General features: G+C 39.1%; 28 protein-coding genes. 8 read left to right on the top strand and 20 right to left on the bottom strand.

Features of this window, described 5'->3' with window-relative positions; genetic code table 11:
* Positions 1-9 precede the first annotated feature (9 nt).
* Complete coding sequence (locus tag IE080_RS01975; RefSeq protein ID WP_189578765.1) at positions 10-1,551, top strand: SulP family inorganic anion transporter; 1,542 nt, start codon at positions 10-12, stop codon at positions 1,549-1,551.
* Here the strand turns inward: IE080_RS01975 and ctlX are convergent.
* The 6 genes from ctlX to IE080_RS01945 form a co-directional block, all read right to left on the bottom strand.
* Positions 1,543-2,478 carry a citrulline utilization hydrolase CtlX gene (ctlX, locus tag IE080_RS01970; RefSeq protein ID WP_189578764.1) on the bottom strand — a complete coding sequence of 312 codons (936 nt, stop codon included), beginning with the start codon at positions 2,476-2,478 and terminating at the stop codon, positions 1,543-1,545. The genes IE080_RS01975 and ctlX overlap by 9 nt on opposite strands.
* Before the next feature lie 25 nt (positions 2,479-2,503).
* A complete protein-coding gene (locus IE080_RS01965; RefSeq protein WP_189578763.1) occupies positions 2,504-3,418 on the bottom strand; it encodes a hypothetical protein in 915 nt (304 codons plus the stop codon).
* A gap of 90 nt (positions 3,419-3,508) precedes the next feature.
* Positions 3,509-6,043 (bottom strand): ATP-dependent Clp protease ATP-binding subunit, encoded by a 2,535-nt coding sequence (locus IE080_RS01960; protein ID WP_189578762.1) that lies wholly within the window; start codon positions 6,041-6,043, stop codon positions 3,509-3,511.
* Between the two features lie 70 nt (positions 6,044-6,113).
* Positions 6,114-6,761: a WbqC family protein gene (locus IE080_RS01955; RefSeq protein WP_189578761.1), complete on the bottom strand. Its 648-nt coding sequence runs from the start codon at positions 6,759-6,761 to the stop codon at positions 6,114-6,116.
* Entirely contained in the window at positions 6,761-7,390 is a 630-nt protein-coding gene (locus IE080_RS01950) for an L-threonylcarbamoyladenylate synthase (protein WP_189578760.1), read from the bottom strand. The genes IE080_RS01955 and IE080_RS01950 overlap by 1 nt, the downstream gene beginning before the upstream one ends.
* A 36-nt stretch (positions 7,391-7,426) precedes the next feature.
* Positions 7,427-7,843 carry a (deoxy)nucleoside triphosphate pyrophosphohydrolase gene (locus IE080_RS01945; RefSeq protein ID WP_189578759.1) on the bottom strand — a complete coding sequence of 139 codons (417 nt, stop codon included), beginning with the start codon at positions 7,841-7,843 and terminating at the stop codon, positions 7,427-7,429.
* Between the two features lie 73 nt (positions 7,844-7,916).
* Here IE080_RS01945 and mltG point away from each other — a divergent pair, with 73 nt between their 5' ends.
* The 5 genes from mltG (at position 7,917) to IE080_RS01920 (ending at position 12,015) form a co-directional block, all read left to right on the top strand.
* The gene (gene mltG, locus IE080_RS01940) at positions 7,917-8,960 is read left to right on the top strand and encodes an endolytic transglycosylase MltG (RefSeq protein WP_189578758.1); all 1,044 of its coding nucleotides are present in this window, start codon (positions 7,917-7,919) and stop codon (positions 8,958-8,960) included.
* 2 nt (positions 8,961-8,962) lie between these two features.
* On the top strand, positions 8,963-9,373 hold the full coding sequence (locus tag IE080_RS01935; protein WP_189578757.1) for an acyl-CoA thioesterase: 411 nt from the start codon (positions 8,963-8,965) through the stop codon (positions 9,371-9,373).
* A gap of 5 nt (positions 9,374-9,378) precedes the next feature.
* A complete protein-coding gene (locus IE080_RS01930) occupies positions 9,379-10,335 on the top strand; it encodes a YihY/virulence factor BrkB family protein (RefSeq protein WP_189578756.1) in 957 nt (318 codons plus the stop codon).
* Positions 10,332-11,492, top strand: a complete 1,161-nt coding sequence (locus IE080_RS01925) for a DUF4934 domain-containing protein (protein ID WP_189578755.1) — start codon at positions 10,332-10,334, stop codon at positions 11,490-11,492. Before IE080_RS01930 ends, IE080_RS01925 begins: the two co-directional genes overlap by 4 nt.
* Positions 11,493-11,553: 61 nt before the next feature.
* On the top strand, positions 11,554-12,015 hold the full coding sequence (locus tag IE080_RS01920) for a hypothetical protein (RefSeq protein ID WP_189578754.1): 462 nt from the start codon (positions 11,554-11,556) through the stop codon (positions 12,013-12,015).
* A gap of 2 nt (positions 12,016-12,017) precedes the next feature.
* On the opposite strand, the gene IE080_RS01915 is transcribed toward IE080_RS01920, so the two are convergent.
* From IE080_RS01915 to IE080_RS01895, 5 genes are all read right to left on the bottom strand, one after another.
* Positions 12,018-12,869, bottom strand: coding sequence for a glycoside hydrolase family 16 protein (locus tag IE080_RS01915; RefSeq protein WP_189578753.1), 852 nt, complete (start codon positions 12,867-12,869; stop codon positions 12,018-12,020).
* An 81-nt stretch (positions 12,870-12,950) separates the two neighbouring features.
* Complete coding sequence (locus tag IE080_RS01910; RefSeq protein ID WP_189578752.1) at positions 12,951-13,925, bottom strand: hypothetical protein; 975 nt, start codon at positions 13,923-13,925, stop codon at positions 12,951-12,953.
* Positions 13,926-13,989: 64 nt separating this feature from the next.
* Positions 13,990-15,351: a hypothetical protein gene (locus IE080_RS01905; protein WP_189578751.1), complete on the bottom strand. Its 1,362-nt coding sequence runs from the start codon at positions 15,349-15,351 to the stop codon at positions 13,990-13,992.
* 23 nt (positions 15,352-15,374) lie between these two features.
* Positions 15,375-18,167, bottom strand: coding sequence for a TonB-dependent receptor (locus tag IE080_RS01900; protein ID WP_189578750.1), 2,793 nt, complete (start codon positions 18,165-18,167; stop codon positions 15,375-15,377).
* Between the two features lie 105 nt (positions 18,168-18,272).
* Positions 18,273-19,214 (bottom strand): leucine-rich repeat domain-containing protein, encoded by a 942-nt coding sequence (locus tag IE080_RS01895; protein ID WP_189578749.1) that lies wholly within the window; start codon positions 19,212-19,214, stop codon positions 18,273-18,275.
* Positions 19,215-19,551: 337 nt separating this feature from the next.
* On the opposite strand from IE080_RS01895, the gene IE080_RS01890 reads away from it, so the two are divergent.
* The gene (locus tag IE080_RS01890; protein WP_189578748.1) at positions 19,552-20,154 is read left to right on the top strand and encodes a hypothetical protein; all 603 of its coding nucleotides are present in this window, start codon (positions 19,552-19,554) and stop codon (positions 20,152-20,154) included.
* A 133-nt stretch (positions 20,155-20,287) separates the two neighbouring features.
* On the opposite strand, the gene IE080_RS01885 is transcribed toward IE080_RS01890, so the two are convergent.
* From IE080_RS01885 to IE080_RS01845, 9 genes are all read right to left on the bottom strand, one after another.
* Positions 20,288-20,707, bottom strand: coding sequence for a hypothetical protein (locus IE080_RS01885; RefSeq protein WP_189578747.1), 420 nt, complete (start codon positions 20,705-20,707; stop codon positions 20,288-20,290).
* A gap of 35 nt (positions 20,708-20,742) precedes the next feature.
* Positions 20,743-21,303, bottom strand: coding sequence for a hypothetical protein (locus tag IE080_RS01880; RefSeq protein ID WP_189578746.1), 561 nt, complete (start codon positions 21,301-21,303; stop codon positions 20,743-20,745).
* A 27-nt stretch (positions 21,304-21,330) separates the two neighbouring features.
* The gene (locus IE080_RS01875; protein WP_189578745.1) at positions 21,331-22,158 is read right to left on the bottom strand and encodes a mechanosensitive ion channel family protein; all 828 of its coding nucleotides are present in this window, start codon (positions 22,156-22,158) and stop codon (positions 21,331-21,333) included.
* 12 nt (positions 22,159-22,170) lie between these two features.
* Positions 22,171-22,350 (bottom strand): hypothetical protein, encoded by a 180-nt coding sequence (locus IE080_RS01870; RefSeq protein ID WP_189578744.1) that lies wholly within the window; start codon positions 22,348-22,350, stop codon positions 22,171-22,173.
* On the bottom strand, positions 22,347-22,919 hold the full coding sequence (locus IE080_RS01865; protein ID WP_189578743.1) for an RNA polymerase sigma factor: 573 nt from the start codon (positions 22,917-22,919) through the stop codon (positions 22,347-22,349). Before IE080_RS01865 ends, IE080_RS01870 begins: the two co-directional genes overlap by 4 nt.
* A 135-nt stretch (positions 22,920-23,054) precedes the next feature.
* The gene (locus tag IE080_RS01860; protein ID WP_189578742.1) at positions 23,055-23,639 is read right to left on the bottom strand and encodes a flavodoxin family protein; all 585 of its coding nucleotides are present in this window, start codon (positions 23,637-23,639) and stop codon (positions 23,055-23,057) included.
* Entirely contained in the window at positions 23,626-24,102 is a 477-nt protein-coding gene (locus IE080_RS01855) for a DUF6036 family nucleotidyltransferase (protein WP_189578741.1), read from the bottom strand. The genes IE080_RS01860 and IE080_RS01855 overlap by 14 nt, the downstream gene beginning before the upstream one ends.
* The gene (locus IE080_RS01850; protein WP_189578740.1) at positions 24,083-24,298 is read right to left on the bottom strand and encodes a hypothetical protein; all 216 of its coding nucleotides are present in this window, start codon (positions 24,296-24,298) and stop codon (positions 24,083-24,085) included. Before IE080_RS01850 ends, IE080_RS01855 begins: the two co-directional genes overlap by 20 nt.
* 115 nt (positions 24,299-24,413) lie before the next feature.
* On the bottom strand, positions 24,414-24,599 hold the full coding sequence (locus IE080_RS01845) for a hypothetical protein (protein ID WP_189578739.1): 186 nt from the start codon (positions 24,597-24,599) through the stop codon (positions 24,414-24,416).
* Positions 24,600-24,900: 301 nt separating this feature from the next.
* Here IE080_RS01845 and hisG point away from each other — a divergent pair, with 301 nt between their 5' ends.
* On the top strand, positions 24,901-25,761 hold the full coding sequence (gene hisG, locus IE080_RS01840) for an ATP phosphoribosyltransferase (RefSeq protein WP_189578738.1): 861 nt from the start codon (positions 24,901-24,903) through the stop codon (positions 25,759-25,761).
* Positions 25,762-25,763: the final 2 nt, after the last annotated feature.

Genomic DNA, 25,763 nt, shown 5'->3' with positions numbered 1-25,763 from the left:
AACACTGCCATGATTGGAGGTAAGGACCTCTTCAAACACTTCTCTAAAGACCTCCCTTCGGGGTTGGTGGTGTTTTTAGTTGCCTTACCATTATGTTTGGGAATTGCCTTGGCTTCTGGAGCTCCGCTTTTTTCCGGGATTATCGCAGGGATTGTCGGTGGTGTAGTGGTAGGTTTATTATCGGGTTCGCACACATCTGTATCAGGACCGGCTGCCGGATTGACAGTAATTGTATATGCCGCAATCAACGATTTGGGAAGTTTCGAAAGTTTCTTGGCTGCGGTAATTTTAGCGGGAATTATTCAACTGATTCTCTCCGTAGCAAGGGCCGGAGTGATTGGCTATTTCTTTCCGACTTCTGTGATCAAAGGAATGTTGGCTGGTATTGGAATTATCCTTGTGATGAAACAATCGCCATATCTCTTAGGATTTGGCAAGTTAGAACAGTTGACCTACCTCAATCCATTTGAGATTTTCGGTTCGGAACCTACCCAAGTAAATCCAGGAGCCTTCATCATCGCTGTAGTTTCTATCAGCATTTTGATTCTTTGGGACAGAAAAAGTAGCAAGGAAAAGTCTTTTAGAAAAGCTGTCCCTGCACCTTTACTTGTTGTTCTGTCTGGTATATTGCTAAATGAAGGATTCAGGCTTTTTCTTCCCAGCCTTCTCTTAGATGAAGCCCTGCGGGTAACACTTCCAAAAGCCGGCTCTTGGAATGATTTTGTAGGTTTGTTTTCTACCCCGGATTTTTCAGGAATCTTCACAAGAAAGTTGTGGGTAGTTGCAATTACCATCGCGGTGATAGCCAGTTTGGAAACACTGTTGAGTTTGGAAGCAGCAGATAAAATCGACCCCTACAAACGGATTTCCCCTCCCAATCAGGAACTTTTTGCTCAGGGAATTGGCAATATCATTAACGGATTAATTGGAGGATTACCGCTGACCGCTGTTATTGTAAGAAGTTCTGCCAATATCAGTGCAGGTGCTCATACGAAGCTTTCAGCAATTATCCATGGTTTCCTTTTGCTTGGCACTGTCCTTTTGATTCCGAGTATCTTAAATCTAATTCCTTTAGCGAGCTTAGCAGCTATTTTGGTCATGGTAGGTTATAAGCTTACACGGGTATCCCTATTTAAGCAACAAGCCAAACTGGGCTGGAATCAGTTTCTGCCATTTGTAATCACAGTTTTTGGAGTAGTTTTCTTGGACCTGTTATTTGGAATAGGATTAGGGATTGCTGTATCGATCATATTTATCCTTCTCGCCAATCTTCGAAACTCCTACTTTATGGAAGAGCGGATTGATGATGATGGAAAAGTTATCCATATCACACTTTCAGAAGAGGTGAGTTTTTTAAATAAAGGAGCACTTATCAAAGCGCTCAATGAAATTCCCGCAGACCGCAAAGTGATTATTGATGGTTCTAAGTCGAAAGTTATAGACTACGATGTTTTAGAGGTTATCGAAAATTTCAAAGTGTCGGCCCAATCCAAAAACATTGTTGTAGAAACGATCCAAATCGAACAGGTTTCCGTCAGTGACTTACACTAAGGGCAAAAATATCTCAGCCATCATACAACGTGCACTTCCTCCTCCTAATTTTTCAATCGTAGGAATCTCTGGCGCAATAATCTCAGTAAAGCGTTCAATGGTCTGAATCTGAGCACTACTGAGGGAATTGAAAGCAGCTTTAGACATGACGGTAAACTTTTTACCCTGTGCATTCTGTACTTCCAACATATTGCCTGCAAACTCAAATTTTTGTTTGGCCGTAATCGGTACAATCTTTTTACCGGTCTTCTCCAAATACACCTGAACTTGCAATCGCTCTGCCGCGGAAGGAATACTCTCTAAACAAATGATTGCCAAATCCGAGCCTACATGCATCATGACATTGGTATGATAAATAGGGCTCATTTGTCCATTGATTTCCTGCACTGCATCAAACTCAATTATTTCATAATCCATTAATCTGCCAAAATACTCCAATGGCATTGAATGTGTCCTCACAGATCTACAGGCATAACATACATGATTGACACGATCCAGTATCAAGCTACCTGTACCTTCCAAGTACTGCTCATCTTGCTCGAAAAAACTTAAATCAATGATCTCATCTACCTTAAACCCACCATTGATGAGCAACTCTATAACATCCTTTCTACGCTCCAAACGCCTGTTGGGAGAAAACATAGGATACAAAATCACCCGTCCATCATCATGGGTACTGAACCAGTTGTTTGGAAAAACAGCATCTGTCTTTACGGGAGTGTGGGTGTCTTCTACCACAATCACCGAAACTCCTTTGGACCGAAGTAGGGCGACAAATCCATCAAATTCATCCACTGCCAAAGCATTGATTTCCTGTGCAGAGCGCTCATCCTCCTTTTGATAAAAGTTATTGGAAGCGGTTTCTGGATTGAATCCGAAATTGGATGGTCTGACCATCAGGATGGTCGCACTGGTCTGCTGGCTCATAATTGCTGATTTGCTACGAAATTAGCTATTTTTTGGTATACCGATACAGTTCGGGCCAGATATTAAAGCGCTTTTCACTTAGAGTTACATAGCTATCTACCGAAGGATGCCAGGCAATAGCCTCTCCCTGTGGTTCTGGCTTATAGGGTAGAATCAAAGGATCTCTAGCCATGGCCTCCTCCACAGTCTCTCCTGCCTTTCGCTCCCAATAAAATACCATCAAATAATTTTTCACGAGAATTTTTGTACCACAAGCACTGATATCCCCCGCAACAGACATGGTAAATGGTAACTCAAGTATTCGCTTCAACACAACGGTATCCTGCTTGAAGTCTTCCTGCGTTACTTTATACAGGATATTGGCACTGTCTCTTTTCGACAAAATATATACATCCTGAGAAATAGGATCCACCATCAATGTTTCGGCATCTTTTGGCCCGTCGGGATAGGTAAGCACGAGCATTTCAGGCACTACTTCTACTTCCTCCTGAAAATTTGATGGTTCAGGAAAGCGGTAAATCATGATTTCATCAAACTTTGCATCATTATCTCCAATCTCACCCACATAGATATAGTTCACCCCTTTTTTAGGGCCCGGTCCTACGGCTATATCTTCCCAATCACGATTCCGTACCCCTTTCAGCTTAATTGTGGCAACACTTTTCCCTAAGGTATCAATCACAAATACATGAGGCTTGCCACCGCTATCATTATGGGTGTACATTAATCCTTGATGTGTACGGGAAAAAGCCAATCCACTAGCTTCATCAATTTTAGGGTTTTCTAACTTTCCCATACTTTTTGGACCAGAATACAGAGAATCCTGGTATTCTGGAATCATGGGTAGATTCTTGGTTTGAGGCACCTTTTGAGAAATCCAAAAAGGAAATGCCAAGCCAATTAAAAAGAGTTTGAAGAATAATTTTTTGATGCGGACCATGAAGACTGTAACGCAATTGAGGCGCCAAAATATGCGGTATTCGGTTATTTTTTGTTAAAAAAAAGCCCGGGATAACCCGGGCTAAGATATTTAGGAAGCACTTTCCTGTTTTTTCACTGATATCACTAGCGATTCTCCTTCTCCAGGATAATCTGCCGTGATAATATCTCCTTCGGATAATTCACCTTTCAGGATTTCCTCTGCTAGTGCGTCTTCTAAGTATTTTTGAATCGCTCTATTGAGTGGTCTTGCGCCATATTGCTTATCGTAGCCTTTTTCTGCTAAGAAATCTTTGGCTTTATCCGTCAATTCGATGGCATAACCCAAATCAGTGATCCTGCTAAACAATTTGTTCAAGCTGATATCAATGATTTGATGAATATGAGATTTCTCTAGAGAATTGAAAACAACCACATCGTCCAATCTATTCAAGAATTCAGGACTGAATGCTTTTTTCAAAGCACTTTGGATAGTTGATTTCATCACCTCATCCATACTTTCTTGTTTAGATTTGGAAGCGAAACCAATGCCTGCACCAAAATCCTTCAAGTCTCTCACACCAATATTGGAAGTCATGATGATGATCGTATTTCTGAAATCAACTCTTCTACCCAATCCATCGGTCAAGATTCCATCATCCAATACCTGCAAGAGAATATTGAATACATCTGGGTGGGCTTTTTCAATCTCATCCAGCAAAACAACGGAGTAAGGTTTTCTTCTAACTTTCTCTGTTAACTGACCACCCTCTTCATAACCCACGTATCCCGGAGGCGCTCCTACCAGTCTGGATACAGAGAATTTCTCCATATATTCAGACATATCGATTCTTACCAACGAGTCCTCTTTGTCAAACAAATAGGTAGCAAGCATTTTGGCTAATTCCGTCTTACCAACTCCTGTTGGACCAAGGAAGATGAATGAACCAATTGGCTTCTTAGGATCTTTCAATCCCACTCTTGTACGTTGGATAGCTTTCGTAAGCTTTTTGATTGCCTCTTCCTGACCAATAACTTTTGCTTTGAGATCTTCACCCATGTTGAGGAGTTTAGCTCCTTCTTTTTGGGCAATTCTTTTGGCAGGGATACCCGTCATCATGGCAATAACCTCTGCTACATTTTCTTCATCAACTTTATAGCGTTTGGTTTTGCTTTCCTCTTCCCACTTCTGCTTAGCAGTCTCCAACTGCTCCAATAATTTCTTCTCTTTATCTCTCAATTGAGCCGCTTCTTCGTATTTCTGACTTTTTACGACACGATTTTTCTCAATTTTGATGTGCTCTACTTCTGCTTCCAGTTTTAGGATATCTTCCGGAACATGGATATTGTTGATATGCACACGTGCACCAGCTTCATCCAAGATATCAATCGCCTTATCCGGTAAGAATCTATCAGAAATGTAGCGATCAGACAATTTCACACAAGCTTCAATAGCTTCGTCTGTGTAAATCACATTGTGATGATCCTCGTACTTATCTTTGATATTGTTTAAGATTTGAACAGTTTCTTCCGGAGATGTAGCATCCACCATGACCATTTGGAATCTTCTAGCAAGTGCTCCATCTTTTTCGATGTACTGTCTATATTCATCCAAAGTGGTCGCACCAATGCATTGAATTTCTCCTCTTGCAAGTGCAGGTTTAAACATGTTGGAAGCATCCAAGGAACCGCTTGCTCCACCGGCACCCACAATGGTGTGCAACTCATCTATGAATAGAATCACATTCGGTGATTTTTCCAATTCATTCATGACGGCTTTCATTCGCTCCTCAAACTGTCCTCTATACTTAGTACCTGCTACCAAAGAAGCCAAATCCAAAGTTACCACTCGCTTATTGAACAAGACACGGGAAACTTTTTTCTGAACAATTCTTAAGGCAAGACCTTCTGCAATCGCAGTTTTACCTACACCTGGCTCACCAATCAAAATTGGATTGTTTTTCTTTCTTCTGGAGAGGATCTGTGCTACACGCTCAATTTCCTTTTCTCTACCGATGATTGGATCCAACTTATCGTCCTCGGCCATTTTGGTCAGGTCTCTTCCGAAGTTATCCAAAACTGGGGTACGGGATTTTTCAGCACCACCTTTGGAGGCACCTGAACTTGAACCACTGCCCGAAGCACCTCCAAATAATTTGGAGCTGTCATCATCCGGATCATCAGCTTCTGCTTTGCCTCTTGGTCCAGAATCGGTCTGAAATTCCAACATCTCTTTGACCGTATCATAAGTCGTGTCAAATTTATGCAGGATCTGTGTTGCTATATTGTCTTCATCGCGTAAGATGGACAACAATAAGTGTTCTGTACCAATCAATTGACTCTTGAAAATTTTAGCCTCCAAGTATGTAATTTTCAAAACTTTCTCAGATTGCCTTGTCAAGGGAATATTGGCGAGATTTTTCACATTGTGGCTAGCAGTACCTTTCACTGCTCGCTCAATCGCATTGCGGAGCTCATCTAGAGGAACTCCTAGTTTTTTAAGTATGGAAACAGCCACTCCTTCTCCTTCTCGGATCATGCCCAGCAAGAGGTGCTCTGTGCCAATGTAATCATGCCCCAAACGCAAAGCTTCTTCGCGACTAAGGGAGATCACCTCTTTAACTCTGTTTGAAAATTTTGCTTCCATGTATTTCCTTTCTGAATTAAGTTGAATTCTGTACTAATACTACCGAATTTGTTTTAAAAACACAATCCTTTTAAAGATTGTTCACTATTTTTTTTCTTGAAAGCTCCAATATTTTCTTAACAGAGGGTCCTTCACAGAACAACAAATCGATGATACTCAGGTTAGGAACAAAGTCTGCACCAAAAAGCTGGGGGTATGCATGGGGTTGATAATATTTTCTATCCGCAAATTCAGCTCTTTCCCGCGTCAGCTCCCTCAAATCCAAGATATCTTGATCTTCGGTATTTACGGATTTTTTTTCAATAGGGATGTTGATTCTAGAAAGTTTCAGACAAAGTGTCAGTAAGGACTCATTCAAATCCCACAAAAAGGCAGGTTTTTTCAAAAACTCCTCTTCCAACTCTGGAAAGAAGTACTCAAAAAATGGTGCCTTGCCATAAGCACTTCGAATTCCCCGCAAATGTACTTGCAACCATTTTTGATTGTAGTCAATCTTTACTTCTTTATACCGTTGCTTTTTACGTGCACCATAGACCGGAATGGATAATAATTCCACCTTATTCGCTAACAAGATATTGGTACGATTAAAAATAGATTGCTTTTGATACATAGCATCCTCATCCAAAACGAGTTTTTGCTGATCAACTATCGCCGTAAAAAATTCCAGTCTCGGAAGGTAGCTTACGTCAATAAGGGCAGTGGTAGCTTCTGTATGCATCAAAGAATTTCATCAATAGGCCCCAAACCTTCACGGATCAATTCCACAACTCCGGACGTACCATCCAAAATAGTGGAAGGCACATTTTGTCCATAGCCCCCATCGATGACTATGTCTACTAAATCTCGGTATTTTTCATAGATCAATTCAGGATCGGTGCTGTACTCAATCACATCATCTTCATCTCGTATAGAAGTAGTGATAATAGGCGAACCCAATTCTTTCACTAGCAAGCGGGGGATATCATGATCTGGCACCCGGATACCCACAGTTTTTTTATTGCTATTGAGCATTTTGGGCACATTATTATTTGCCTCTAGGATAAATGTGTAAGGACCGGGCAAGGTTTTTTTCATCACCTTAAAAACAGGCGTGCTCAAGGCGCGGGTAAATTCAGAAATATTGCTCAGATCGTAACAGATAAAGGAAAAGTTACTTTTTTTCACATTGATACCCTTAATACGGGCTACACGCTCAATAGCTCGCTGATTACGGATATCACAGCCCATCCCATAAATAGTATCTGTAGGATAAATAATTACCCCTCCATTTCTCAATACATCCACAATACGCTCAATTTTGCGTATTTCAGGATTTTCTGCATATAACTTAATGAATTCAGCTGCCATGGGACTCCAACTTTTGAGCTTGCAAAGATACGAAATTTAAATTTGTTGCTTGTGCACCTTCCACCAATTCATAAACTCCTCCACAATAGGAATATCTGCTGCTGCCCAATCCAAATCCGGTAATTCCTCAGGTGCTAACCAGGCTGAATCCCTGTGTTCACGTAGTTTTACGAGGGGACGGACACAGCTTGCTATAAAGGGAATCAAACGAATGGGCGACTTACCGGCATACTGATAAACCACAGGAGTAAGGGATGCTATAATGTCAATCCTTAAATCCAGCTCTTCCAAGATTTCCCGTTGAAGGCAAGACTGCTCATCTTCCTCAGGTTCCACTTTACCACCCGGAAACTCCCATTTGAAGGGCAAATGCATGGACTCACTGCGCTGCACACAAAGCACACGAGCATTCCAAAGGATGATTCCACAAGTAACCGGTATAACGTGAGACACAAATTAACGTAGTTATGCAATGGACAAAAATCGCTATTTTTGCCAGCAATCAAGAAAATTTGGGCATTTAATCATGTTTGAGGACAAAAAAACAAAGGTTTATCTGGTACTAATCGTCACTTTCTCAGTATTGTTGACGTCCTTTTCCTTTTATTTTTACCAGGCTTTTTTCAGCCCCAATGCACTCACGGATAAAGACAGTCCTTACACCTTATACATTCCTACCAATGCCACTTTTCAAATGGTATTGGACAGCTTGTACGACAATCAAGTAATTCAGGAGGCCTTGACTTTTGGTTTTGTATCGAAGACTATGGGCTATCAGGAAGCTGTAAAGCCTGGGAAATACACCATTCAACCAAAAATGAATAACCTGAATTTGGTTCGATTGCTTCGTTCAGGTGCACAGACACCGGAACGCATTACCTTCAACAATGTCCGAACCAAAGAAGATTTAGCAGAGAAAATCACCCGGACCATCGAGGTCAATGAACAGCAGTTTTTAGATTTATTACTCGATTCGGTCAATATCCGAAAATTTGGTTTTGAAGAAGAAACGATCATGGCGATGTTTATCCCCAACACCTATGAGGTCTGGTGGAACATCAGTGCAGAGTCCTTGTTTGACCGGATGTATCGAGAGTATCAGACTTTTTGGACGGATCAGCGAAAACAAAAAGCGGTTGAGCTGGGGTTGACGCCTATCCAAGTAGCAACCTTGGCATCCATTGTTCAGGCAGAAACCCAAAAAAGTGATGAGCGCCCACGGGTAGCAGGTGTATATTTGAACCGTCTTCGGATTAATATGCCCCTTCAGGCAGATCCTACCTTGGTGTTTGCATTGGGGGATTTCGGAATCAAACGGGTGTTGAATATCCACAAAGAAATTGACAGCCCATACAATACATACAAATTCACTGGCTTGCCTCCGGGTCCTATCAATTTGCCAGAAATCTCAGCATTGGATGCGGTTTTGAATTTTGAATCCCATTCCTATTTGTATTTCTGTGCAAAAGATGATTTCTCCGGCTATCATGCATTTGCTACCAATTACAATGATCATCTAGCCAATGCCCGTAGGTATCAGGCAGCCCTCAACCGAGCTAAAATATTCTAATCATGTTTGAAGCATCTACCCAAGTCCGAGTGCGCTATGCAGAAACCGATCAGATGGCCTACGTCTATTATGGCAACTATGCCATGTATTTTGAAGTAGCCCGTGTAGAAGCACTTCGTGCAGCAGGGTTTTCTTACAAGCAAATGGAGGACGAAGGAGTTATCATGCCTGTATTGGAGCTCCATACTCAATTTATCAAACCCGGTAAGTACGATGAATTGCTCACTATCAAAACTATCATTCCCGAAATGCCCGGGATTCGGATCAAATTCGAGTATGAAGTCATCAATGAGCAGGGAGAATTATTGACTAAAGGGTGGACAACTTTGACATTTTTGAAAAAAGATTCACATAGACCCTGTAGACCTCCGCAATATTTGTTAGATTTATTACGGCCTTACTTTGACCAATAGCTGTTGTGAAGAAATACATTCGATTGTTTTCCATCAAACTCAGCCGCAAGGCTAAACTTTTGAGAAAATTTCATCTGGGAAATCCTGATCAAAACCTGTACGATGTAGGCAGGATTTTTATAGAACAGTTAAAAAAAGATGAAATCAATGAAAGAGCATCTGCGATGGCCTTTAATTTCACCATTGCCATGTTTCCATTGCTTCTCTTTTTGCTAAATGTGATTCCCTACATTGGACTATTTTTCCCTTCAGTCACCACTCAAAACATCTTGATGTTCATAGCAGAAATCATCCCTGCTGCTATTTATAATGAAGCAGAATCTACCATCATGGATATTGTCAGCAAACCTAGGCAAAGCTTATTATCCTTGGGTTTCTTTTTAGCCTTATTCTTGGCAACTAATGGAGTCGTCTCCATGATGAGTGCTTTTAATGCAGTTTACAAAACTAAAGAAAAACGAAGCTTTTTCACCACAAGAGCTATTGCTATAAGCATTGTGTTCGTGCTGGTTTTTTCGATTATCGGCGCCGTGTTGATTATGATCATTGGCAGCAGTATTTTATATGCTATTTCTGAATGGGAGATTGTTTCCTCCAGTCTGTACTACTACTTGTTAGCAGGTTTTCGGTTTTTGGTCTTGCTGTCCTTGTTTACCATTGCCACCGCTTACATCTTTCGATTTGCACCGGCAGTTCATGACAAGTGGCGCTTTTTCTCCGCAGGTTCATTAACTGCCGGCTTCCTGATCACCATGGGTTTTTATTTGTTTTCCTATTATCTCAATAATTTTGCGAATTACAACAAGCTCTATGGCTCCATCGGTGCAATGATTGCTGTCATGCTGTGGTTGTTGATCACTTCCTTGATTATTTTGGTGGCATTTGAAATCAATGTGAGTTTAGACAAGGCAGCAGACGCGAAAAAAGAACGGGTGATCTCATTTCAATCGGGTATAGGATGAAAAGGAAGCTATGGAGTGTTTGGGTATTGATTTCAGTCCTTTGCTTAAAAACTAGCTGTACCCATAAAGAGACATCCACGTCTACAAAAATTGATTTGGATTTGGCTAAGGAGTACCTGGCTTCTGAAATTTTTGAGGAGTTGGATTATGTACTATTGGATTATCCAGACGAGACTCCCATCGTCAATGCCTATAAAATGCTCTTTACTGACAAGCATATCATTGTTGAGAGCCTAGAAAACGCAAGTATTTTTATTTTTGACACAGCTGGAAAATTAGAAAACATTATCCGCAACTATGGGGATGGACCGGGTGAGTTTAGGATTTTTGATGGGCTGTCATTGGTCGGAAATGATCAGATAAGAGTGGATGTAGGATACCTAAAAAAATCCCTAGTATTTGATTTCAAAGGAAACTTATTAGAAGAAACCATAAATCAGAACTCTGAATCTGTATATCATGGACAAGATTTTATGTTGCAACATTTTCCGTATGGAGAACTGGATCAACAATTTATATTTATAAGATCATCTGCACTCGATACTGTAGGATTTGTACCTGCCAGAAAAGGAACTGACCAAATGATACCCTTTGGCTATGTCCACACTTATTTACAAGGGCCAACGAATGATATTTATTTTCGGGAGAAATACACGAGTAATGTCTATGTATTTAATCAGAATGGCTATTTAAAAGACAGTATCGTTTTTGACTTTGGCAAGTATCAATTAGATTGGGAAACTAAAGTTCGACTAGGAAAGGACACGAAAGCTCAGAGAGAATATTTTACTGATAACAAAAAGGTTGAATATGTTATCAGCTTCTTCCCTATGCCTTTTGGTTACTTTCTTTCAGCTACCTACGACTACAAGAAACCACACTGGATTTTTTTGGATGCCGATAAGCAGGTGAAAAAAGTGATTGCAGGAATTACCAATGATATTGATCAAATGCCCTTGAGGCAGTATTCCTGGACTTACCATGATGATTGGATCATCTATCAAATGGACTCTCGTACTTTTTTCAATAGCTACGTTGAAACATTTCAGGGTCAATCTGTCGACACCAAAAATGTTAATCTTCATGCCTTTTTTAACCAAAAAAAAGAAGCACTTAAAGAGGAAAAGATTGTTTTGGTGAAAATGCGGTTAAAATAGTAAATTTTTGTATATTTATTTGGTTTAACCACCTTTAATCACCTGTAAATTTTGACTTACCATGAAAACCACTATCTTTATTTTGTTAGTTTGTGTAAGTACGCAGGTCTTTGCACAAGAAAAATTAAACCAGAAAGACCCCAAGAAAATGAGTAAAGAAGAGTTTCTTGTTTTAACACACCAACAAGATTCTTTAACCGCTCTTGTTAACTTATTCTTCAGAAAAAGAAAAGAAGCCAAAACAGGGTATATTGCATCAGGAAGCATGTTTATAATATTCCCTATTATTGGGGCAAGTGCAGCAGTTATATCAAGTTCAGACCCAACTCAGGGATTACAAATTGCTGCTGGTATAGTAGGCTATTGGATAATGGGTGCCCTCACTGCTTCAACAGTCAACATATTGAAGTATAAACGTTCAACTTTACTCCATTTGATTGAAAATCACTCAGAATCAACACCGATTCCTGAAAAATTCACCAAAAAACTACGGCCCAAGGATTTTGCAAGAATGAATTTTTAATTTCACTCCTTGAAAATCTTTTGATAGATCCGCACATAATCTATGATAAACTGCTGTGGCAGTACTTTATCATCTATCGGTCCGGGCCAATTGGCTCCCATTGCGAGATTGATGATCAAAAAATGCGGATTGCGGAAGGGATTATCGGGACCCTTGCCTGCTTGGTCTATCTTGAAAGTATGATAGAGAATATCATTGATAAAAAAATCAATTTTTCCCTCGCTCCATTCGATAGCAAATACATGAAATTTCCTAGCTAGTCCTTTTTTGGACACAACTCCCCCATTGGAAACAAACTCATCTTGTTTACCAGTTGGAAAATGCACGGTTCCGTGAACTTCCAAAGGCTCCTTCCCCACATGTTCCATGATGTCTATCTCACCTGCATAAGGCCAACCAACTTCCTCAAAGTTGTCTCCCAACATCCAAATAGCCGGCCACATTCCATTGCCTTTGGGTAGTTTGGCCCGAACTTCTACCCTGCCATAAGTCCAAGCATACAGTACTTGAGTGGTAATACTAGCTGAAGTATAATCAGCATACGGTTTAGAAGTCCTCCATTGGGTAGAACCAGGTTCATATGCAGCATTGGGGAATTTTTCTTTCCTTCCGGTTATAACCAACTTGCCCCGCTTGACCACTGCATTTTCCAATCGCTGCTCGGTATAGTATTGTTGCTCCAAATTTCGAACATGCCCCACTTCAAAAGTCCATTTTTCAGGATCAGGAAGCCCTTTATAGTCGAATTCCTCCGACCAAACTAAATTCCATGATTCCATCTCTTGTGCATTTACAGGCAAGAATAATACTGAGCAAAGCAATACTATCAAACAGAATGAAAAGGGATGCTGCATGTTGCAAAAGTAGAGGATTCGGGTTGATTCTTCACTTAAATTGACCAAAATCCAACAACAACAATCGCTTACTTTCACTTACTAAGGTCTTAATCGTTCATAAAAGTAAAGCTTAGGAACAATTGCATTGCTAAACTCACTTAGGGTGAAGTAATTTTTATTCTGATCAAAGCAAATCGCTTCCCCTTGCGGCTCTGTAGGATTATAAGGTGCAAGCGTGGGAATTTTCATAAACATATCCACCATGTCTTCATTGACATCACGCTCCCAGTGCAGAATGAAATCATAGGTTTTGATCAACATCTCTCTACCGTCCAGAGAAATATTTCCCCCCACTGCACGGGTAAAAGAAAACTCTCCTACTTTCGTGGCTATCATAGGTTCTTCAGTGGTTTGTGGATACGGCAAAACATAAATAATCGAGAAAAAATCACGTTTAGTCACCAAAAACAAATCTTGTGTCCAAGGATCTAAAAGTAATGTTTCCACATCATGTCGTAACCTATCAGGATAGCTAAAAGTAATTACTTCAATAGCAGTATTTGGAATAGTGACTTTTTGACCTCTTTGTTGGGGATCAAAAATTGGTTCTTTAAATCGATAAATTTTATAATCCCGATAAACCCGATCATTGTCTCCTACTTCACCCAAATAAATATATGTCGCACCAGTTTCGGGTCCTGGTCCAATTTCTATATCTTCCCAATCACGGTTAAAAATTCCTTCCAACTCAAAGCTAGCCACTGTTTCGGCTGTTTGCTTGTCTAATAAAAAAATCTCATTGGTATTATTTTTATCCTCATGCGTCCATAAAAAACCAGGGTTATTGATGCTGACAACTATGCCTGAAGCCTCAATCAAATCTGATGTACCCCTGCTTTCAGCTCTTTCTATAAAGCGGTCATTTCGGTCTAATCCCAAAGGAACTGAATAATCCAGTTCAAAGGGAACATGATTCTTCCAAAACTCTTTCCTTAAATCAGGTCCTTCATCGGTTTGATTACAGGCAAACAAAATAAAAATCAAGCTAAAACTTAGTATGTGACGGAAATTCATGAGTTTTATAATGAAAAAGAAGTCGGTCTGTATCGACCGACTTCCATGATACTATTGATTGAAATTAATTGGCTCCTAGAGCTCCAAAGAAAGTGGAGGGCAGTGGAGTCACATAAGTCCTGCCATTGACAACATATTCACTGAAGATTGGACTAAAATCAGTCGTACCTCCAGTTAAGGCTGGGCTATCAGCTCTCAACTTGAACTTGTCAAACATATTATTGATAAACTTCGCATCACTTACCGCACGGAAGTTAGCAGGGGTATATGTTCCCACGTTATAATCCACAAACATTGGATCATTTTCGCCTACTCCACCAAAAACATCTGAATCAGGCACTACAATACTTTCCCATCCTGGGATATTTTGACCTATAATACCATTATTAGGGTGAAAACCTTCTACCATTTCAGGATCACTACCGAAATAGAAATGATTTCCCCATTTCATATTGGCCATATCTGGTTCGTCATCTGGTGGAAACAAACGTAGACCGTAACGGCTATCAGCAACGAGGTTATTGAACACCTCTCCTCTAGCACCATTCTCATAGTTCAAAGAACCTCCTCTACCTGCTTGAGCTCTTCTCCAACCAGAATTTACAATCGTATTATTATAATAGTTGTTGTTACACTGCGGCTGTCTACCCTTAGAGTTAGCAGCTTTCAAACCATTGGTAGCAATACTGTAGAAGATATTATAGCAGAAGTCTCCTACTACACCACTTTTGGTATTAACGGATTCCCCACCTGTTTCTCCATTGAATGCAAATTCACTGTAAGCGATTAATGTTTTTGCTCCATTTAGACGGATAGCATCATCTTTGGTATAAGCAATTCTGGAATGCCACATGATAAAGTTTCCTTCCGGATTGACCATATATACAGCATATCTTGGTTCGCCTTCATCAATTTCGCCTTCAGCCACAATAGAAGAACCTGCTTCTGCTGGGGCTCCAGTAAATTCAATGGTTGTATATTCGAATACCATATCCTGTGCCTTATCTGTACCAATAATACCTCCCCATAAACCTCTGAAGATATTATTTACGGTTCTTTTTTCCTCCTCAACACCTATATAAATAGGCTTTTCTGCTGTTCCATAACAATAAAGACTGCCAGATACATTAATCTCTGGACTTCTACCAGGTCTTCCTGTACCATCTACAATGATATTTGTACCCTCTAATATTGTCAAAGATTGACCTTCTCTGATAAAAAGATCAGCAGTTACCCAGTAATTTCTATCTGGTCCCAAGGTTCCACTTACGTCTCCTGATAAGGCCGTAAACCCAGCAGGAACTCCATCTGGATTCTCATTGATGTCAGGATCTTCGTCCACAACAAATGAATTATCACATGCTGTGAACATAAACCACAAGACAAACAAGAACGGCAAACTGAAATGTACTCTTACTTTCTTCATTTGTTTGTAAATTGATTGTGTTGTTATAGTATTCCGTTGATTTTATATCGCACCCCTAATCTGAAAGACTGCCAGAAGAATTCCCGCTGTACAATCGTCTCCCCAGGTCTATCCTGCATAGGAAAGTCCAACTGCTCTGTTTTTCTAGGCTTCTTTACAAATAGTTCATATGGAGTGTTCAAGACATTATTAGCTTTGAAAAACACGACCCAATTCCCAATTCTCTGATCAAAGGAAAAATCCAACTGTACAAAAGGCCTAGACCATATATCTAAGTCAAGCCATGGAGAGACGATTTCAATTCGCTCACCTGTGTATACTGCTGCTAATTGAATGTCTGTACCAGAGGTTAGATTTTTATATAGAAAACTTAGATTTCCGATATGATCTGCCTGACCTTGAAGTGGTCGCGTTTGCTCTACCTCTCTCAATATAAGCTGGGAACTGGTGTCTTCCGGGTTTTCTCTTACCCGTTCACTTTTGATAGTTGTAAGAGATGAGTTGGTAAAAGTGTAGTTAGCCCGAATCCCAAACTTGTTGAAAAACTTGCTAAAATCAGTTTCAATCCCCCAATTGGTGGCAGTACCTGAATTTGTAGGTGTCAGATTTCTAGGACCTGTGGTCAAGCTTGTCTGTCTGATTAACAATAATTCAATCGGGTCTTCAATTCTTTTGAAAAATCCCCCCAGTAAAAACTGTTCATTTGCTCTTGGAAAATATTCGTAGCGAACATCAAAGTTATCGGCAATTGCCCTTCTGACGTCTGGGTTCCCCTTAAATGGGAATTCATCATCCTCATCTGAAATACCATCTACAATTTCAAAATACCCAGGCCTGTTAATAGCTTTGTAGTAAGATCCTCTAAGGTTCACATCACTTTTTGGTCGGTATTTCACACTGAAGTTGGGAAGAAAATCAGTGTACACTTGAAATAGTTCTGGTAATTCAAACTGGTTGGTAGTCCTGGAAATATATCCCTGATTGGTATGCTCGACTCTGAAGCCTGCATTTAGATCTAATTTCCCAAATTCAATATGAGTGGTTAGGTAATAGGCTCCAATTTGTTCATATGCATTGTAGTTCAATGCATGTCCAAGTGTTCCTGTTGGATTTAAAACATCCCAGCGTACATCTCGAAAATCTTCCCAATCAACTCCTTGCACCTGAAAAGACGGATTGGGATCAAATCGATACCTGTTAAACAAAGCACCTCTTTCTTTATCTCTATACATGCCACCAAACTTCACATAGGCACCATTATACCCAAGAAATTCAGGCTTATACAAGAAATTTAAATGTACTGTTACATCCTGATCGTAATGTTTTTCCCAACGGCGGGGATTTCTTCGCTCAATATTTTCAGGCATAGGCCTACCGTTTTCAACTCCCCCATTTCTGGAAAAAATAGCATTGTCAGGTCTATCAAAATCTGCTCTTGAAAACAAGGCAGACCAATCCATAAATAATTCGCCACCCCTTAAATTGTGGTTTCCTTGAAGGGTAGCATTCCGAATGCTACTGTAAGTTGATCGTACCCTGGTTTGTAATAAATAGGTTGCATTGATATTATCTGGCGAGATATCCCGATCACTCGTGACCATTTCCCTAGCTTCAAAATCATTCAAGGTAAAGCTACCAAGGTATAAACTCAGGTTATTGTCTTTATTGATTTGATAATCAATCTTGGAATGTAGTCCCAATCTGAATTGATGGATAGATGTTTGTCTTTCTTGGTAGCTAGATAAAGCAGGTCTACCAGTACCCAATGGATCTACATCTACTTTGTACCAATCCCTATCAGCTCCCCTGAAAGAGTTTTGAATAGAAGCGCCAAACATCACACCTAGCTTACCGCCCATAAACCGATCACCGATAGTTATTCCACCAAAAATATCCGGTAATGGAGTAATCGGTCTTATCAATAAATTTTCGGTAGAAAAATCAGCCATTCCCGCTTCATAGCGTGAACCGAATCGTTCAGCAGGGGAAAGCCTATTTTCAGTCGCTCGATCGTAGCTATAAAAAGGTCTTGTAAAATGAATGGCATTGTAACCCATTTGAAAGTCTGCATTGACTTCAAATTCATCTGGAGCACTTTTCATAACAAGGTTAACCGAACCACCAATAGCATCTCCTTCCATATCAGGTGTCAAACTCTTGGCTACTTCCAAACGCTCAAGCATCTGTGCCGGGAAAATATCTAAAGGAACATATCGATTTCTATTATCAGGAGAAGGAATTTTGACCCCATTGACTAACGTGTAATTGTATCGCTTGTCCATTCCCCTCACTATGGCATATTGTGGATCCCCACTCGCATTTCGCTCGATGGAAAGACCGGAAACACGCTGAACAACATTGGCTACCGTAATATCGGGAGATAACTCGATGGATTTAGCCGAGACCACATTGATGGTGTTTTTGGCCATTTGCTCCAGCTTTCGTGCTTGAGCATCTGAACCTCTGTTAGCAGCACCCATTACGACTACTTCACCCAAAACTTGGCTATCTGGTTCCAAAATAACATCAAAGCCTTTTGGATTGGTAGAAGGAAAATCGATGTTTTGTTGATAAGTTTTAAAACCAACAAAACTAATTTCCATGGTGTAGGAGCCCGATGGAACGACAGGAAGTGAAAAAGAACCATCCAACCCCGCTACTACATTGTAGCTCCTGGAAACTCCCTTAAGTTGAATGATTGCACCTATGAGTGGCTCTTTGTTTTCATCAAACACGCTACCTTTGATAGGTGCTTGTGCATATGATAGTTGAGCGAATAGCGTGATAAGTGTGAAAATAAAAACTATCTTTTTCACGGTTGTGAGATTTGAGGGTGGCAAATACCACCTGAATACAGCTAATGATTGATGGAGGAATTAGGCTGATTGAGTCCTTTCTCTCAATCAGCCATATTTTTATTGTTAGTCGCAGTTGCTTAAATCACCAGCCACCGCAGACCATTCTAGTTCTCCTTCTGGAAAATTATTTGCAAATGGAGCAATCAAACACAAATCAGTGATTGGGTTATTCTGCAAATCCAAAGAAATCTTATTTCCAAATCGGTCAGAAAGGGTTTGCGTAAAGGCACCTGCCTCAAACAATGGGATCAAAGGCTCGATGCTTGTAATACCAGTATTTCTAATATTACACTCAACAAGTAATGTTTTATTAGCAAAAATCTGCGCAAATAATTCATCTCCAAGATTCGTGTTTCTCAAACTTAGGTAATACAACTTGTCCATTGGAATGATTATTTCTGCATTGGAGATACCATTACCTCCTCCAGCTCTATTCAAGTTCAAAAATTCTAATTGGGTCATACCTGTCAATGGAGAAATATCAGTTACGTCTGTTTCTCTCAAATTGATATGGATCAACGTTGTTTTTCCACTCAAGGCAGAAATATTTGCTACAGCAGTGTTTTGAAAATCAATACTTACAAGGTTCTCCAAAGGACTTAAGAATGAAAGACTCGTTGGCATCAATGCATCTCTCATATCAATTTCCTTCAATTTGGTCAAACTTGAAAGCGGGCTAAGATCAGCAACCTCAATATTTCTCGCTAATAGCACCTCTAAATTTTCTGCTTGCTCCAAGCCTTGAAATGACGCTACCACTGAATTGCTCAGATTTAATTCAGTCAATTCAAGTATTCTTCCTTTGGTGAGATCAGATGCATTTCTGAGATTTAATTCTTCCAGAATAATCTCTAAAAGTTCTCCGTCAGAAATTGTGACTAATTCATCATTAGGATCAGTTACCTGAGGATCTTCATCATCATTACATGCTGTGAAAGCAAATAAAAGTACAGCAAATGCTGCAATAAGTTTGGTGGTTTTCATTGATAAAACTCGGTAATTCATAAGTATATAAAGTTTAGTTTAGCCTACGATTATCCTTGCATTGGATGTGACAAACGTAGGCCCAAGCTTCAAAAAATTCCAAACCGAGGAGTGTATGGTAACTGAATAATAACACTTAGGAAAGCTTATCTTAACTTAAACCTAGAAACTGGTAACATTCAGGTAACAATATATCAGCCTTTTTTAAAACTGAGATATTAAAAAAGAATATCTACAACAGTAGTGACTTTTTAAAACAAATGTGTCATAAGGTTAAATTATTGGTTCTATACTCTCATTGAGTTACCGTGTTTAAACTTAATTCCTAGAAAGTATTTACACTCATTGTTTAAAAAAAATGGAAGAATACATCAATACCTGTAAGATTGTTTCGGTAAACTACTCCTATCAACCATTAGAATTAAAAACTGATGAGATTGATTTAGCTCTTAATTTCCTTAATTTAACAGTAAACTCAACGAAAGCTAACAAACTATTTTATTTGAAAATGCGCTTACAAAGCCTTAGTCTTCAAGAAGCAGTAGATGTACTCGTTGACTCTTGGTTTTATAAAAAAATCAGCGCTGATAAGCTTGCCTTTTACAAGCGCATGCTTTTAACAGATGTTAGTTACTTGTTTGCCAGCGAGCCTTATCAAAGAGAATTTCTCATTATTAATAATCTTACGGCTATATTGTTCGACCAACATGAAAGATTCCAAAAATTAACTGATGTCTTTTTTACTCACCCCAAAAACTTCATTCCTAATGCGTACATTTTTTTTGATGAGCTTTCAAAAAATACATTGATGTCTTCTATGTTACATAAATGGAAAAATGAATTTGACAACAAGCTTTATGCAAAAAAAATAATTACCGACATCACTCCCTATTTTCAAACTTCGCACAGAGTATTGATCAATTCCTTTTGGTTAAAAAAAGAAGATGTATTCTTAAACTAAATCTTAACCTAGACGATTAGATTTGAGTTTGAATAAAAATAGACAAATAAATCCTGGGCTATAAGCTCTTATCATTCTTCAATTTTTCAAACTAGAAAACGCAACTGAAAAGTTGCGTTTTCTAGTTTGAGATTTATTTTAACCTTAATCTTTCACTCTTGAATATAGTTTGCTCAAGATTCGGCACATTGGTGTTTTTAACATCTTCGGCAGTAACAAAGAAATAAATTGGTTTGTAAGTCAAAGCCCCTTCTAATTTGGCCTTGCTTCTTCGGGAAAGTTCCAACTCTCCAACATTTTGAAATTCTCCTTCCTCATTTTGAACCCAAACTATATAATGAGCCTTAGGTGGAGTAAGTCTCGTCGGGTCTGCTAGATTTTCCACTGCAGTTTCAAAGGAATAAATTCCGCCTTTTTGCTTTTTGACTTTAACCTCACCATCCGCAGATGGGGTTACTGTAGAAACTGGGAAAGTGTATTTTTTACTGCAAGCTCCCAGGGCAAATAGAAGTAACACGAATACTGATAATTGGATGATTTTGTTCGTTTTCATAATGTTTGATTTATACTTTTTAGACACAGAAACATTTACTTGGTCACATTTTTTTCGGAAATATATTCGACTACCAGAATCGCCATTCGTTGATTGAGTCCCATGATGGGGATCAAATGTATCAAGGTTTCCTCTGTCTGATGAACTTCCAATTGATTTAAATTGAGCAGCTCAGGAGATTCAAATGCCCTGTTTTCCTCTCTTTTATTGGTAGAGAGTACTACCATTTGAGATGTTGGATTGATGAGTTTTACATTCTTCACTCCCTCTTCCTGAACATAATTATTGATCAAGACAGCCACTTGTTCGACATTTTCTCGAATCAATTCACTTCGGACTGACCAGGAGAAAACTTTGGACATTCTTTCCTTAGAAGCCAATTGCAAGCTGTCAAATTTAAGATTGTAAGAAACGCTTATTTCTTCAATCTTCTTATCTGCATCTCTATTGGCCTTATTGAGTTTGATTTGTCCCCAAGCAAATACAATTAACAGCAGGAGCAAAAGCAAAATGATCAGTTTATTATTAAGTAAAAGCTTTTTCACCTTACTCTCTTTTGGTGCATTTCCAGCGCCAAATCCATCTGATTTCGCCATATTTGATTCATTGTTGTTTCCCATAAATCATTTAGTTCTTATCGTTACTTCGTTTGCGAAATCTTTGATAGGGACGTGGAATTCTCCTTCCTCAGAGGCAATCACCACGGTTAGGTTTCCTATAGACTGAATAGTACCTTTTTTATTTTTGAAAGTCACCTGGTCACCTGTGGAATAGTTTCTTCTTACATAATAGGTGTACAGAGACTTTTGAACCAACTCAATTGACCCCACTCCTATGGATATTACAAGAGTTAAGACAACCCCTCCAACAATGATGATCAGATTACCAGTAATTACACTGATATCAATTCCAGCTTGGTTGAGTGCTGTCAGGGTAAAAATGATAGCAATAATGAAAAATATAATACTGCTGACTAACCCTGCTCCTGAAAACGCAATAGCTTCCAGCAATCCTTTGATGGCTTTTTTGATAAAATTGGCTATATACAGACCAATGATCAACAAGGCCAAAGCGCTGAACAACTTAGGCAAATAAGCCAGCAAATTGGTGATTTCATTAGAAATAACAGTCCAATTCAAGATGTCAGCTGCCACGGTCAAGAATACCAAATACATGATCCACTTGACAAAGGCAATTATGACTTTGGATAAATCAAATTCAATTTTTGAATTTCCAAATGATTTACTCTCGTTAAGCTTATGGGACAAAGCATCAATCTTTGATTTTTCCAAAACCTTACCCAAAATAAATGTTATTAATTTAGTAGTCAACCAGCCAAGAACCAGAATGATTACTGCGCCTAAAACACTCAATAAATTGGAACTCAGTTGCTCTCCCATTTTCAAAAAGGTGTTTAATGTGACTTCTGCCCAATCAGTTACTGTTTGCATATCTTTTTTATTTTATCTCTTGTTATTTATAAATAAGTCATTGATTGATGCCGGTAATGCATCACCGAAAAGGCTTGCTATTTCCAAAATCAATTTTGCTTTGGACACATCCGCCATCACTTTCCCACGGAGCTCAGGCGGTGCTGCTTCCAGTTGTTGGTCTAATAGTTTAAAAGGGTTCTCTCTACTCATATCCGAACAGTTTTATACGCTTTCATTAATTTACTTTTTGCTCTACTTAACCTCATCTTGACAGCACTTGCACCGATTTCATAGAGTTTTTCCAGGTCTTTGATACTTGCTTCATCTTGATATTTGAGTAGTAGGATCATTTTATCTTCCGGCTCAATCAGCTCCAAAGCAGCCTTAAGCTTTTCCACTTCCATCACTTGTATTTGCAATTCATCTTCGGTGCTCTGAAGATTGAGCAAATCATCTGTATCGGTGGCATTTCTCATCATTTGAGCATCTTTATCTCTATTAATATAGTTGACACAATGATTATATGTCAAACTGTAAAGCCAAGTAGAAAATTTAGATTTCCCTTCAAACTTACCTATGCTTACATAGAGTTTTAAAAAAATATCATGTGCAATATCCTGGGCAACAGTCTTTGATTTGGTGAAGCTTACACACTTAGTGTAAACAAGATTTTCATACCGGTTGTATAATTCTTCAAAATATAGAATATCAAGAGTCTTGGCCATATTCATAGCCAATTCTTCATCAGTTAAACTTTTTAACTTTTCTTTGGTCGTCATCACATATTGGACACTAGTTAACTGATAAAGTCACTTATTTTTATGGAATATTTTTGAATGAAATATATTTGATAAAAAGATTATTTGTTACAATCGATAAAACAATTTAGGCTAGCTTCTCTAAAATAATTAAAATCAGTGAAAACCTAGAACTATCTCCCCTACCCTTAGACCTAACCCCTCGGCCTTTTTCAAAAAAATATCATCCACTTCCTTTCCAGCAAAATCTCCTTCACCTGTAATCGCAGAAGCACCAAAAGCAGCCTCCAGCTCATCCCCACCTACGATAATCATTCCGTGAATCATCATGGATCGGATCATGGCAAACATGGTAGCCTCCTCTCCTATGGAAAAGCCTCCACCCGTGACAAATACAGCACCTATTTTATTTTTTAGTGGTCGACCTTCAAATGGCCAAGAATTGATAAAAACTTGTACTTCCGGGCTCAAATTTCCATTGTAAACGGGAGAGCCTAAAATAATGGCCGAAGCACGAAGAATATCATTTTCAGTTACTTCCGACAGTGGTTTTAGCACACCACGCACCCCATCAATAGCTGCCACACCTTTGGCTACGGCTTCTGCCATGGCTTGGGTTTTACCTGATTCTGAGTGATAGGCAATGAGGATAGTAGGATATGATTGGGCCTTTGTGGAATGACTCCATAGTAAAATCAATCCTATGAGCAATAGCAGTCTCCCAATTTTATATGTTGTCATAATCTAAATTATCTAAATCATCCAGATCCTTATATCTACCTGACGCCTTTTTGGTAGACACTAGGTCGGACATACTCAAAAGATTGATTTCAATACCCTGCACTTCAATTTTTTTGATATTTTTCATAGCATTTTCAAAATCCACTCCTTGAATAGAGGTAACAATATCTATTGCCATAGGGGGTCTACCGAAAGTAAAAACATTATAATCATCAGCATTTAAAAATCTTTTAAGATCAATGGCATGAGTAGGGAAACCAAAAAAAGAAAAAGCTTTAAGTAGTTTATTGAAGTTACTTTCAGTCTGATTAACCCAAATATCTAAATCACCGGTTGTTCGGTGGTACCCGTGAAGAACAACAGCATATCCCCCAATAAGTATATACTCAACATCAAACTTATTCAGACTTTCAATAAAGTCTTTAAAATCATCATTGAAAATATTAAGTCTTACTTTTTCCACGTTTCACTAAAGTTCTTTCCTCAAAATGATTTCTATCCATTCTTGGCCAATCTTTTCCTACAAATCCATAAGCAGCTTGCATCAATTTAAAGAAAAGATCTTCTTTTTCCTCTTCAGGAAGTTCTCTGTAATATTGCTGATGATCAGCCGCTTCTTCAAATGACTGGATTTTAAACGCCTTTCTGTCTAATTTCATTTCCAATAAGTTTAACGGCTTGTCTCTTTAATATTCAGCTACTATTACCCCGATATTCAAATATAATACTAATTTCAGCGGACTTGCTATATGCCATGTGTAATTCAAGGACACTTTAGATTTGGAACCAAATCCCATTGGTATTGGCATAGGCACGGTACTGACCTTTTGCCTTAATCAACCCTGAGGCAAATACGGATTCAGAAATATTGCTAAACTTGGGGCAGGTAGTTTCTTCCGGTGCACTGCATGCAACCAAACATGCAGTCCATGCAAAGAGGGCTAAAATAAGACTTCTCATAGTAACTCATTTGGGTAGCACTAAGATAAGGTATGATGATTAAAAAGAACAATGAAAAAAACAAAATAAGGATTTGCCTGTTTTTAGAATTCAATTACCTTTGCAGTGCATGAAAAAATATCCGTCCATAGTTTCACTTTTAGCTGCCAACAACTCCGTTGGTACAGTTCATCATGCACATCATTCCTCCTAAGGAGGAATCATACAAACATATCGCCCAATGGAGGCTGTTTATCTAATTATGCAGCCAATCAATCCAAAATAGTCTCAAACATTTTGCATCTAAACGTATATTGCGTACATGAATACTATAATCCGTATTGCCGTTCAGAAGAGCGGAAGATTAAGCGAAGATTCCCTAAGCCTCATCAAAGAATGTGGCATCAAGTTTTATAATGGTACTGGCAAGTTAAAATCCACCTCCACAAACTTTCCAATAGAGTTTTTGTTCCTGAGAGATGATGATATACCCGGTTATGTGGCCGATGGTGTAGCTGATTTAGGAATCGTAGGTGAAAACGAATTGGTAGAAAAAGACAAGGATGTCAATGTCCTGAAAAAACTAGGCTTTAGCAAATGCAGACTTTCTTTAGCAATTCCTAAAGGTGAAGAATATTTAAATATTCACTATTTCCAAGGAAAAAGTATTGCCACCTCCTACCCGAAAATATTAGGAGACTACTTGGCAAAACATAATGTCTCAGCAGAAATCCACGAAATATCCGGTTCTGTAGAAATCGCTCCAAGTATTGGTTTGGCAGAAGGAATCTGTGACATCGTCAGTTCAGGTTCAACGTTAATGATGAATGGCTTGAAAGAGGTGGAAGAAATCTTCAAATCTGAAGCCGTGCTTATTGCCAATAACTCGCTTTCTGAAGAGAAATTAGCTATCATCGATAAGCTATTGTTTAGAATCAATGCTGTACAAACAGGAAAATCCAACAAGTATGTGTTGATGAATGCGCCAAACGCTTCTTTAGACCGCATCATTGAATTGATCCCAGGCATGAGAAGTCCTACCATCCTACCTTTGGCGCAGGAAGGTTGGTCTTCGGTACACTCAGTCCTGAGTGAAGATCAGTTTTGGGAGAATATTGAGGAACTGAGGGCGGCAGGTGCTGAAGGCATTTTGGTTGTTCCGATCGAAAAAATGGTTGTTTAGAA

It is taken from the genome of Mongoliitalea lutea (assembly GCF_014652135.1).
GTDB classification, from domain to species: Bacteria; Bacteroidota; Bacteroidia; order Cytophagales; family Cyclobacteriaceae; genus Mongoliitalea; species Mongoliitalea lutea.
The sequence above is the reverse complement of the archived record's forward strand: the minus strand, read 5'-3'. Positions and strand labels throughout refer to the sequence as shown.